The sequence below is a fragment of the Rhizobium sp. 01N48 genome (assembly GCF_056399145.1).
The window spans coordinates 1-11,561 of record NZ_JBFTQT010000016.1 but is presented as its reverse complement, the minus strand read 5'-3'; the positions used below and the strand labels follow the sequence as shown (position 1 = coordinate 11,561).

At 62.0% G+C, this 11,561-nt stretch carries 8 protein-coding genes; 4 read left to right on the top strand and 4 right to left on the bottom strand.

From position 1 onward, the window contains the following. From AC1DOG_RS22660 to AC1DOG_RS22650, 3 genes are all read right to left on the bottom strand, one after another. A complete protein-coding gene (locus AC1DOG_RS22660; protein WP_477931227.1) occupies positions 1 to 1,707 on the bottom strand; it encodes an adenylate/guanylate cyclase domain-containing protein in 1,707 nt (568 codons plus the stop codon). A gap of 291 nt (positions 1,708 to 1,998) precedes the next feature. After that, positions 1,999 to 2,415 carry a hypothetical protein gene (locus AC1DOG_RS22655; RefSeq protein ID WP_477931225.1) on the bottom strand — a complete coding sequence of 139 codons (417 nt, stop codon included), beginning with the start codon at positions 2,413 to 2,415 and terminating at the stop codon, positions 1,999 to 2,001. A 105-nt stretch (positions 2,416 to 2,520) separates the two neighbouring features. Further along, a complete protein-coding gene (locus AC1DOG_RS22650) occupies positions 2,521 to 2,949 on the bottom strand; it encodes an Lrp/AsnC family transcriptional regulator (protein ID WP_018901590.1) in 429 nt (142 codons plus the stop codon). A 146-nt stretch (positions 2,950 to 3,095) separates the two neighbouring features. Here AC1DOG_RS22650 and rocF point away from each other — a divergent pair, with 146 nt between their 5' ends. The 4 genes from rocF (at position 3,096) to clpB (ending at position 8,873) form a co-directional block, all read left to right on the top strand. Further along, a complete protein-coding gene (rocF, locus tag AC1DOG_RS22645) occupies positions 3,096 to 4,031 on the top strand; it encodes an arginase (protein ID WP_477931222.1) in 936 nt (311 codons plus the stop codon). 27 nt (positions 4,032 to 4,058) lie between these two features. After that, entirely contained in the window at positions 4,059 to 5,258 is a 1,200-nt protein-coding gene (rocD, locus tag AC1DOG_RS22640; RefSeq protein WP_477931220.1) for an ornithine--oxo-acid transaminase, read from the top strand. Positions 5,259 to 5,504: 246 nt separating this feature from the next. Beyond that, positions 5,505 to 5,984: a chemotaxis protein CheW gene (locus AC1DOG_RS22635; protein WP_047508497.1), complete on the top strand. Its 480-nt coding sequence runs from the start codon at positions 5,505 to 5,507 to the stop codon at positions 5,982 to 5,984. 291 nt (positions 5,985 to 6,275) lie between these two features. Then, positions 6,276 to 8,873 carry an ATP-dependent chaperone ClpB gene (clpB, locus tag AC1DOG_RS22630; protein ID WP_477931218.1) on the top strand — a complete coding sequence of 866 codons (2,598 nt, stop codon included), beginning with the start codon at positions 6,276 to 6,278 and terminating at the stop codon, positions 8,871 to 8,873. A gap of 250 nt (positions 8,874 to 9,123) precedes the next feature. Here clpB and AC1DOG_RS22625 read toward each other — a convergent pair whose 3' ends face one another. Further along, entirely contained in the window at positions 9,124 to 11,064 is a 1,941-nt protein-coding gene (locus tag AC1DOG_RS22625) for a M23 family metallopeptidase (protein ID WP_477931216.1), read from the bottom strand. Between the last annotated feature and the right edge of the window lie 497 nt (positions 11,065 to 11,561).

Here is an 11,561-nt window from a genome sequence, read left to right as displayed (position 1 = left end):
TCACCTCTCCGGCAGGCCGGCTTTCCGGAAGCCATCGACGAAATGGTCTCCCACATTTGTGTCGCGGAGCGGCTGGGAGTTCAGCCAATGGTCGATCGTGAAATGGGGATGGGCGATCAGGAACAATTCTGCTTCCCGGTGCGCTTCCTCATCGTCGCCCAACTGTGCGAGCGTCGCAGCCAGGAATTTGCGTGAGTTGGTACGATAGGTCTCCTCCCTGCGCAGGGTAACCTTCGTTGCCTGATAGTCGTGCGCGGCGTACTGCGCTTGTCCAAGATGACAAAGATACCAGCAGGCCGGATAAGGATTGAGCCGCAGTGCTTTTTCGATCTGCGCCAGGCCGGCGGCAACCTTGCCATCAAGCACGGACATGTCCGACATGGCAGCCCAGGTGTCGGCGTGGTTGGGGTCCAACTCCAGGGCCTTGGCGAAGGCTCCCTCCGATTCCTCCCATCGCCGCTCATAGGCCATGATGGTCCCCAGAATGTATCGGCAGCCTGCATCGTTGGGATCCAGGTCGACCGCTTTCTGCGCCAACGTCACTGCCATCGCCCGGTTGGGGTCTTCGGGTTCGCCGAAATGAGTCCAGGCGAGCCAACGGTTATATGCGAGAAGACCAAGGGCCTCGGCATATGACGGCTCGAGCTGAACGGCGCGCTGGAGCAGCATATGTGCCTCACGCTCCGTTTGCGGGGATTCTTCCGTCAGGAGGCGGGCGCGGACACACAGATCGTATGCCTCGACGTTCTTCGGACGATTGCGTTGCGCCGGGGCGGTCAGGCGGCCAACGAGGGCTTCGACGATCTTGGCGTTGACTTCGTCCTGCAGCTCGAAAACATCTTCCACCGTCCTGTCAAACCGGTCGGCCCACAGGTGTTTGCCGCCAAGCGCGTCGAACAATTGCGCATTGATGCGGACACGCCCCATCGCGCGTCTGGCGCTCCCCTCGAGGACGTAGCGGACGCCGAGTTCCTGGGCGACCAGCCGTACGTCGACCGCTTTGCCCTTGTAAACGTAGACGGAATTGCGCGCGATGACGAACAGGCCAGCCGTACGGGACAGGTCGGTAATCAGGTCTTCGGTCAAGCCGTCGACAAAATGCGTGTCCGCTTCATCCCCGCTCATATTGGTGAATGGCAAGACGGCGATCGAGGGACCTTCGGGCAACTGCAATATGCTCTGCAGCGCATCCGGCCAATGCCACACGTGGACCGGCCGGGTCAGGTTCTTCAGGTAGCGCTCGCCTGCATCGAAGAACCGCTCGTTGATCTTGCCGACGATTTCGCCGTGGACGCCGGCTGAAATGCAGATGCCTCCCGATGCGGCTTGCGTCTGAAGGCGCGCGGCGACGTTCACGCCGTCGCCAAGGATGTCCGAGCCGTCGCCGATGACATCTCCCACATTGACGCCGACGCGTAAAAGCAGACGTCGGTCTCCCGGGGTCTCGGTGGCAGTGGTGGCCCGTTGTATTTCCAGCGCTGCCTTGACCGCATCCAATGCGCTAGCGAATTCGATTAGGAAGCCGTCGCCTACGATCTTGAAGATTCGACCGTTGTGGCTCAGCACTGCCGGCTCGATAACGCCGGAACGGAGCGCCCGGAGGTTCTCCACCGTCGCGACTTCATCAGCCTCCATCAGGCGAGAATATCCCACCACATCGGCAACGACGATGGCGGCAAGACGCCGCTGAAGAGATGGATCTGTCATCTGAGGACAAGCCTAACGACTGAACTCGCAGGGTATTGTTCGCCCCTGGGTGAGTCAACCGTCGACCGGAAACGGACGAAGCGGCTGACACTTATCTGATCGGAGGCGCTGCGGCCCGCTTGCGTCGTTACTTCTCGTTCTTTTCTTGATCGTGATTTCCAGGCTGTTGTCTGTGGGGGGAGCGCTAACGCAAAACGTATGCATGCAACATCATCCATGCTGACGCAGATGAGAGAAGCTATTGGCGCCTAGCCGCCGCCTTTCCAGGGTGCTGTCGGCTCTTTGCGCAGATCATGGCGAAGGGTTCGCGAATGCATTTGGCGCAAGGTATTGAGCTAAGAGGCGGGTGCCGAGGGCCGGAAGGACGCCGCCAATGCCAGCGACATAGATGATCGGGGATGAGAGGATTTCGAGCCCGAGAAATGCACCTTGCTTGGAATAGGCGACCGCGCACGCTGCGCAGACGGCCGTGGCGCATCCGCCACAAAAACCGGCACAGCGAAATCCCGATCCAAAGCGATAGCGCAAAATGGAGAACAACATGCCTCCCGTTATCGACGGCACGAGGCCAAACGCATATCCCATCGCAAGAAGAAATCCGGCAAGCTCCCAGCTTCTCAGCCACAGGGGCACAAACAGCAGAACCATGCCCAGCGGCGGCCCAACTGCAGCCGTAAAAAGAATGATCTGCCAGGCCGGTGGTTTCAATCGAGTAACCGCTCTCAACTCTCACGTGTTGTCACAGTAGTGTGCCGGCTGATGGCTGGCAATAACCACTAGTGGCGTACAGCTGGCGCCTCTGCCTCTCTCTCCTTAAAAGCTGGTCTTCCGCGTCTTCAGCAATATGTTCGTCTCAGTCGTGTTGATGCCGTCGATCAGTCTTATGCGGCGCAGGGTTTCGTCGAAGGAGACGAGGTCGCGGTCTTCGAGTTCGGCGATGAAGTCCCATTTGCCGTTGGTGCTGTGAAGCGCGCGCACCTGCGGCAGGCCGCGCAGTTGGTCGGCGACCTTGTCGGCGAGTTTGCCGAGCACCTCGATCATGACGATGGCGCGCACGCCGGCGGCGCGGGTCTCGTGGCCGGTGCGGATGGTGAAGGCGGCGATGGTGCCGTTGGCGACCAGTCTGTCGATGCGCGCGGCGACGGTGGCGCGTGAGGCGCCGGTCATGGCGGCAAGCGAGGAGACGGGTGCGCGGGCGTTGTGGCGCAGGGCGCTCAGAAGTTCCTGATCGAGGTCGTCCATGGTCTTACTTTGTGAGAGCGGGATGTCACTTTGTATGGTCGGACTTAGCAAACTGTCAAATCATGCTGTGAAACTGGCACTTTTTCATCTTTTTGTCGCCGTGGCGATGTCAGATATTCAACCGAAGCAGTGAGCAGGAGAACAAGATGCAGGCACAGTCGCGATCGGTCACCCTTATCGGTGCGCCTTTGGAAGAGGGCTCCGGCCGCAGGGGGGCCGCGATGGGGCCGACGGCGCTCCGGATCGCCGGTGTCGACCGCGCGCTTGTCGATCTCGGCCACGATGTCGCCGACGCCGGAGACGTGCAGATCGTGCCGGCCCGCGACCTGCCGAACAATCCGAAGGCGCACAATCTGCGCACCGTCGGCGCGTTCACGCGGGCGCTTGAAGCCGGCGTCTACGAGATCGCCGATGCCGGTCGTTTCCCGATCATTCTCGGCGGCGACCACAGCCTGTCGATGGGTTCGGTATCGGGCATGGCGCGCTATGCGGCCAAGCAGAAGCGGCCGCTTTTCGTGCTCTGGCTCGACGCGCATTCGGATTTCAACACGCCGGAGACGTCACCTTCGGGTAATATTCACGGCATGCCCGTCGCCTATTATTGCGGCCAGGCCGATCTCTCCGACATCCTGCCGCGCGACCGGCCGCTGGTCGATCCGAAGAATGTCTTCCAGGTCGGGATTCGTTCGGTCGATGCGCCGGAGCGCGAGCTGATCAAGGAACACGGCGTCAACGTCTTCGACATGCGTTCGATCGACGAGCAGGGGGTCGCGGCGATCATGCGCGACATTCTCTCCAAGGTCGAAGCGGCGAATGCGCTGTTTCATGTCAGCCTCGATGTCGATTTCCTCGATCCTGACGTTGCACCGGGTGTCGGCACGACGGTGCCCGGGGGAGCGACCTTCCGCGAGGCGCATCTGTTCATGGAGATGCTCTGCGACAGCGGGCTCGTCTCCTCTCTCGATCTGGTCGAGCTCAACCCGTTCCTCGACGATCGCGGCAAGAGCGCCCGCGTTCTCGTCGAGCTGACGGCCAGCCTGTTCGGCCGCCGCATCTTCGACCGCCCGACGCGCGCCGCATAAGAAACCGCATAACAAAAGGGGACGACCATGAGCAGTTCAGCCAGATTGATCGATACCGAGCAGCGCCTGGGCGCCCATAACTACAAGCCGCTCGACGTCGTCCTGACGCGCGGCGAGGGGGTGTATGTCTGGGATACAGATGGCAAGCGCTATCTCGATTGCCTCTCTGCCTATTCGGCCGTCAACCAGGGGCATTGCCACCCGAAGATCCTCGCCGCAATGGTCGAGCAGGCGGGCAAGCTGACGCTGACCTCGCGCGCCTTCCGGAACGACCAGCTGGCGCATCTCTACGAGGAGCTCGCGGCACTGACCGGATCGCACAAGATCCTGCCGATGAACTCCGGCGCCGAGGCTGTCGAGACGGCGATCAAGGCGGTGCGCAAATGGGGATATGAGGTGAAGGGCGTGCCGGAGGGCAAGGCCGAGATCATCGTCTGCTCCGACAACTTCCATGGACGGACGCTCAGCATCATCAGCTTCTCCACTGACCCGGATGCGCGCTCAGGCTTCGGCCCCTATACGCCGGGCTTCCGAACTGTCCCCTTCGGTGATGCGGAGGCGTTCGCGGCGGCGATCAACGAGAACACGGTGGCGGCGCTGATCGAGCCGATCCAGGGCGAAGCGGGCGTCATCATCCCGCAGCCGGGCTATTTCAAGACGGTGCGCCAGCTCTGCACCGACAACAAGGTCACGCTCATCCTCGACGAGATCCAGACCGGGCTTGGACGCACCGGCAAGCTGCTGGCCGAGGAGCATGAGGGTATCGAGGCGGACGTGACGCTGATCGGCAAGGCGCTGTCGGGCGGCTTCTATCCTGTGTCCGCCGTGCTTTCGAACTCCGAGGTGCTCGGCGTGCTTAAGCCCGGCCAGCACGGCTCGACCTTCGGCGGCAATCCGCTTGCCTGCGCCGTGGCGCGCGCGGCACTGAAGGTGCTGACGGAAGAAGACATGATCGGCAATGCCGAGCGCATGGGGAACTACTTCCTCGAGGGGCTGCGGTCGATCCGCTCGAACATCGTGAAAGAGGTGCGCGGTCGCGGGCTGATGATGGCGATCGAGCTGGTGCCGGAAGCCGGCGGCGCGCGGCAATATTGCTACGCGCTGAAGGATCTCGGCCTTCTTGCCAAGGACACCCACGAAAACACCATCCGCTTGGCGCCACCGCTTGTCATCACCAAGGACCAGGTCGAGTGGGCGGTAGAGCAGATCGAGAAGACGATCGTCTGAGACTTAGCTGCGTTGAACGGGTCCGGGATCCGTTCAACGCATCCCTTCCGCTGCATTCCCCCACTCACCGGGCGAAAAATCCTGCCGGTCGGTTTAGATTTGGGAAACACTCTTTCTTTACAGTCCTCAGTAACCGTAACGGTACTCTTCATATTCAGAGAACTGGCGGCTTGAAGGCAAAGTGCATCGACGCCAATGGTGGCGTTGTTGCTTCTGCCCTGGCTTTCGACAGTTGGGACATTTTTAATGACGACGATCAATTCTCCGAGCTTCAGTGGCGACACGCTTGAGATCATTGCCTTCCGCCTGCACGATCAGGAATTCTGCGTGAAGACGACGACCATCCGCGAAATCCGCGGCTGGGCGCCTTCGACGCCGATCCCGCATTCGCCGGCCGACGTCATCGGCGTCATGAACCTGCGCGGCTCGGTCATTCCGATCATCGACCTCGCCTTCAAGCTCGGCATGAAGAGCACCGTCGCCAATGAGCGCAGCGCCATCGTCGTCGCCGAAGTGCACAACATGGTCATCGGCATGCTGGTTGATCGCGTCTCCGACATTCTCACGATTTCGGCCGATCAGGTGCAGCCGGTTCCCGAGGTCACCGCATCCTTCGACCGCGCCTTCTGCGAGGGCATCATCGCGTCCGAAAACGGCATGATCTGCTTCCTGAACCTCGCCAAGATGTTCAAGGAAAACGAGACGGACGATCTGGTCGCCGCATAAGCGCCATTCGATACAATCCGATCCCGCCCCGCCCGAGCAGCCCTCCGGCGGGGCGATCTCGTTTTCGGCCCCTCGGTGATTGCCCGCCGGCCGGCTGCGGCTTGCTCGCAGGCGTGGTTTTTTGGGCGCGCCACCTCTTTAAACTTTCGCGGCTTCCCACCATATCCTGAGCAAGTTCTTCGCCTCGGTTTTTGCCGCCGGCGAAGAGACATGGCTCGCCTCTTGAGGGAGCTCAATCTCAGTCATCGGCCTGTGCCTTATGAGGGCAGGGCGATTTAAGGAGGTCTATTGATGAATATTGAAAAATACTCCGAGCGGGTGCGCGGTTTCATCCAGTCGGCGCAGACCTATGCGCTGGCCCAGGGTCACCAGCAGTTCTCGCCCGAGCATGTGCTGAAAGTGCTGCTCGACGACGACCAGGGTATGGCCGCGTCTCTGATCGAGCGCGCCGGCGGCGACGCCAAGGCCGCCCGCCTTGCCAACGATGCCGCCCTTGCCAAGCTGCCGAAGGTCTCCGGCGGCAACGGCCAGATCTATCTTGCCGCACCACTCGCCAAGGTTCTCTCGACCGCCGAAGAGGCATCGAAGAAGGCCGGCGACAGCTTCGTCACGGTCGAGCGTCTGCTGCAGGCGCTGGCGATGGAATCGTCGACGGCGATCACGCTGAAGAATGCCGGCGTGACGGCGGTGACGCTCAACCAGGTCATCAACGAAATCCGCAAGGGCCGCACGGCCGACAGCGCCAATGCCGAACAGGGCTTCGACGCGCTGAAGAAATTCGCCCGCGACCTGACGGCGGAAGCCCGCGATGGCCGGCTCGATCCGGTGATCGGCCGCGACGACGAAATCCGCCGCACCATCCAGGTGCTTTCGCGCCGTACCAAGAACAACCCCGTGCTCATCGGTGAGCCCGGCGTCGGCAAGACGGCGATCGCCGAAGGTCTGGCGCTGCGCATCGTCAATGGCGACGTGCCTGAGTCTCTGAAGGACAAGAAGCTGATGGCGCTCGACATGGGCGCTTTGATCGCCGGCGCGAAATATCGCGGCGAGTTCGAAGAGCGGCTGAAGAGCGTGCTCAACGAGGTGCAGGCCGAAAACGGCGAGATCATCCTCTTCATCGACGAGATGCACACGCTTGTCGGTGCCGGCAAGGGTGACGGCGCGATGGATGCCTCGAACCTTCTGAAGCCGGCGCTTGCGCGCGGCGAGCTGCATTGCGTCGGCGCGACTACGCTCGACGAATATCGCAAGCATGTCGAGAAGGACCCGGCGCTCGCCCGTCGTTTCCAGCCGATCGTCGTCGAAGAGCCGACGGTCGAGGACACGATCTCGATCCTGCGCGGCCTGAAAGAGAAATACGAGCAGCACCACAAGGTCCGCATCTCGGATTCGTCGCTTGTGGCGGCCGCCACGTTATCGAACCGCTACATCACCGATCGCTTTCTCCCCGATAAGGCGATTGACCTGATGGACGAGGCGGCGGCGCGCCTGCGCATGCAGGTCGATTCCAAGCCGGAAGAGCTCGACGAACTCGATCGCCGCATCATGCAGCTGAAGATCGAGCGCGAAGCGCTGAAGAAGGAAACCGATGTCGCCTCGGCCGACCGGCTTGTCCGGCTCGAGACCGAGCTCACCGATCTGGAAGAAAGCGCCGATGCGCTGACGGCCCGCTGGCAGGCGGAAAAGCAGAAGCTCGGCCTTGCCGCTGATCTGAAAAAGGAACTCGACGATGCGCGCAACGATCTGGCGATCGCCCAGCGCAAAGGCGAATTCCAGCGCGCCGGCGAGCTGACCTACGGCGTCATTCCGGAGCTTGAAAAGAAGCTTTCGGAAGCCGAAGCGCAGGACAATGATCGCAGCGCCATGGTGCAGGAGGTCGTGACCCCCGACAACATCGCGCATGTCGTCTCCCGCTGGACCGGGATTCCGGTCGAGAAGATGCTTGAGGGCGATCGCGAGAAACTGTTGCGGATGGAAGACGAGTTGGCGAAGTCGGTGATTGGCCAGGGTGATGCGGTTCAGGCCGTGTCGCGGGCGGTGCGTCGTGCGCGTGCCGGCCTGCAGGATCCGAACCGGCCGCTCGGCTCGTTCATCTTCCTCGGCCCGACCGGCGTCGGCAAGACGGAGCTGACCAAGGCATTGGCCCGCTTCCTCTTCGACGACGAGACGGCGATGGTGCGTATGGACATGTCGGAATACATGGAGAAGCACTCCGTGGCCCGGCTGATCGGCGCCCCTCCCGGCTATGTCGGCTATGAGGAAGGCGGTTCGCTGACGGAAGCGGTGCGTCGCCGGCCCTATCAGGTCGTGCTGTTCGACGAGATCGAAAAGGCGCATCCGGATGTCTTCAACGTGCTGCTGCAGGTGCTCGACGATGGTCGCCTGACCGATGGTCAGGGCCGCACCGTCGACTTCCGCAACACGATGATCATCATGACGTCGAACCTCGGTGCGGAATATCTGACGCAGCTGAAGGACGGCGACGACAGCGATCTTGTGCGCGAGCAGGTGATGGAGATGGTGCGCGGCCACTTCCGGCCGGAGTTCCTGAACCGCATCGACGAGATCATCCTCTTCCACCGCCTGAAGCGGGACGAGATGGGCGCGATCGTCGACATCCAGCTGCAGCGGCTGGTGAAGCTCTTGGCCGAGCGCAAGATCACGATCGAACTCGACGACGAGGCAACGCATTGGCTCGCCAACAAGGGTTACGATCCTGTCTACGGCGCGCGGCCGCTGAAGCGGGTGATCCAGAAGTACGTCCAAGATCCGCTCGCCGAGCAGATCCTCGGCGGGCAGGTGCCGGATGGTTCGACGGTGAAGATCACCGGCGGGACGGATCGGCTGCTGTTTCGCACGAAAAGTGCTGGTGTCAGTGAAGCGGCGTAAGCGGATTGGCGATTGAGTGGAAACGGCGGCTTCGGCCGCCGTTTTTGTTCGTGAAGACCCCTCCCCAACCCCTCCCCACAAGGGGGAGGGGCTTGCTGGGCGCGATCTCGCCACTTGAATAGAAACCTCTCAACAGCCGCTGGCGGCAGGATCGGGCAGGCGAATGCCACGAGTTAGCCCCTCCCCCTTGTGGGGAGGGGGTGGGGAGGGGACTTTAGAGACAGCTCTCTGGAAGGCCGAGGCGAAACCGCTACTTGCTCGCCACCTGCGGAGGCGGCTGGTTGCCCAGCAGCGTATCGATCCGCTTGCGCTCGTCCTCGAACTTCGCAAGCGCCGGACCCGCGAGCGACTTGCCACCCGGCAGACGCACACGCAGCGGGTCGACCTTGGTGCCGTTGACGATCATCTCGTAATGCAGATGCGGGCCGGTCGATTCACCTGTCGTGCCGACCCAGCCGATCACCTGACCCTGGCGCACCTTGGCGCCCGGGACGACGCCCTTGGCGATCGCGCTCTGGTGGTTATACGAGGATTCATAGCCATTGGCGTGGCGCACGATCGTCTGGTTGCCGTAGCCGCCACTATCCCAGCCGGCCTTCTCCACCGTGCCGTTGCCGACGGCGATGATCGCCGTGCCGCGCGGGGCTGCCCAGTCGACGCCGGTGTGCATGCGGGCAAAGCCCAGGATCGGATGGCGGCGCATGCCGAAGCCGGAGCGGAAGATTCCGTTCGGGACGGGGTTGCGCAGCAGGAACTGGCGAATGCTCTTGCCGTCCTGATCGAAATAATCGATCGAGCCGTCTTCCGGATCCTGGAAGCGGTAGAAGCGCGTCTGGGTATCGCCGAAGCGGGCGTTGACATAGAGCAGTTCGGACTGATCCGTCGCCTGGCCGCTGGCATCGGCCACCGAGAAGAAGGCCTCGAGCGTATCGGTCGGGCGCAGCTCGGCCTGGAAGTCGACGCTGCTGGCGAGAAGCTTGATGATCAGCGCCGTCATGTCCTTGGTCATGCCATAGGAGAGGGCGGCGCGATAAATGCCGTCATAGACGCGGGGAAGATTCTGGTTCGACGGTGCGGTCATGGCGCTGTCGTCGAAGGCGGTGGCGATCGCATCGAGCTTCGGCGGCTCGCTGCCGGCGACGTAATGGTCGGTGTCGTCGAGCGCGACCGTGACGACGTGCCGGGAACCGCGATAGACGCTGGCGCGGATGATTTTCGCCTGCTCGCCCTTCTGCAGGATGCCGATGCGCAGCACATCGCCCTTCGAGAGGTTCTCCGAGCCAAACAATGGCGACAGATAGGTGGAAAGCCCCTTTGCCTGCGGCTCCGGATAGCCCTGGTCCATCATCGCCTTGACGATCGGCGTATCCTGGCGGACCGGCACGATATCGTCGGCGAATTCCTCGGTCTGCGGCGTGATGGATTCCGGCGCCGACACCGTCATGTTCTGCTCGAGCACGCGCGCGGTCAGGCCAGATGCCAGGTCGACATCGTTGTCGTCTGTCGAGAAGCGCTGCGGGTCGACATAATAGAGGGCGGCGACCTGCGAGGTGCCGTCTGTCAGCACCGAGCCGTTGGAGCGGACGTTCTCCTCGATCTCGTCGAGCGACATGCCGGCGGCGATCTTCAGATTGGAAGCCGATGCCGGATAGGCCTCGGTCTTCAGGCTGACTTCGGATTCGACGTCGGAGCCGTAGATCTGGCCGGTGCGCACGCCCGGCTGCGGTTCGGGCTCGTCGGCCGAGAAGATCGAGAGAGGGTTGAAGGCCGGGTAGTCCTCGGTGGCGACGTGATTGGCGGCAAGCGTCATCTTAACGCGCGCGAAGGGCTGACGACGCACCACTTCCTTGTCGCCTTCATGCACGACGGTCGAGACTTCCATGATCTTGCGATCGGACGGCTTGGCGGCAATGGCGGGCGCGATCAGGCGGCCGCCACGGGTGACGTCGGCGTCGGGATTGGCGGTGCCGGCAATGCTGGCATAGGCCTCGGCGGGGATCGCCAGCTGCTGGCGGCCGTCGAGGGCGGCAAACAGCGCCACGCCCATCAATACGCTCGAGGTTATACCGGTCAGAAAGGTGCCGGATAGCCAGCGCAGCGAAACTTCGCGGCGGTCGGGCGCACGTCTGCCATCGGCGAGAAGGGCTGGCTCGTTGCCGAACGAGCGGATCATCATCTTCTCAGTCACCATGGCAAAGGCGTCCGCATCCTTTCAGCTGATCGGGTCAACCAGGCCCAGGGGGCATTTGGGTGGCCGGAAAAGTGCATAGTTTACATATGGGAGTCAAATGAGCGGACCCGAATGGACCGGCCACGACGTTCACGCTGCCCTTGAGACCACCTGATTGTGAAAATGTGAGGGCAGACGGCCTCGTCTCATGCTTTTGCAGTCCTATATAGAGGAGGATGCTTGCCGCAAGCCTGCGCCAACAGGGTGTGTTTCCGGCACTCAAATGAGCCTTCTGGAAATTCCCTATCAAAATCAGTCGGTTGCCAGAAACTGCGATTTTTTGAAAAAGGCTTGTTGACTTGTTTGGGCTAGGGGCCTTATAAGCCGCTTCACAGAACGAGGGCGGCGGCGCTGCTGGCGACGGTGACTTTCGCTCTGGATTTCTTTGATTGGCTGCGATGCTGATTGGTTCCGGATTTCGGTTTGGGACGGGGAATTTCGACTGGTTTGACTGGTCT

What these genes read in the sequence shown, in the direction of transcription:
- AC1DOG_RS22650 (WP_018901590.1), bottom strand. Translation starts at nt 2,949, where the DNA reads ATGGACGACCTCGATCAGGAACTTCTGAGCGCCCTGCGCCACAACGCC.
- AC1DOG_RS22660 (WP_477931227.1), bottom strand. Translation starts at nt 1,707, where the DNA reads ATGACAGATCCATCTCTTCAGCGGCGTCTTGCCGCCATCGTCGTTGCC.
- AC1DOG_RS22635 (WP_047508497.1), top strand. Translation starts at nt 5,505, where the DNA reads ATGACGACGATCAATTCTCCGAGCTTCAGTGGCGACACGCTTGAGATC.
- clpB (WP_477931218.1), top strand. Translation starts at nt 6,276, where the DNA reads ATGAATATTGAAAAATACTCCGAGCGGGTGCGCGGTTTCATCCAGTCG.
- AC1DOG_RS22625 (WP_477931216.1), bottom strand. Translation starts at nt 11,064, where the DNA reads ATGGTGACTGAGAAGATGATGATCCGCTCGTTCGGCAACGAGCCAGCC.
- rocD (WP_477931220.1), top strand. Translation starts at nt 4,059, where the DNA reads ATGAGCAGTTCAGCCAGATTGATCGATACCGAGCAGCGCCTGGGCGCC.
- rocF (WP_477931222.1), top strand. Translation starts at nt 3,096, where the DNA reads ATGCAGGCACAGTCGCGATCGGTCACCCTTATCGGTGCGCCTTTGGAA.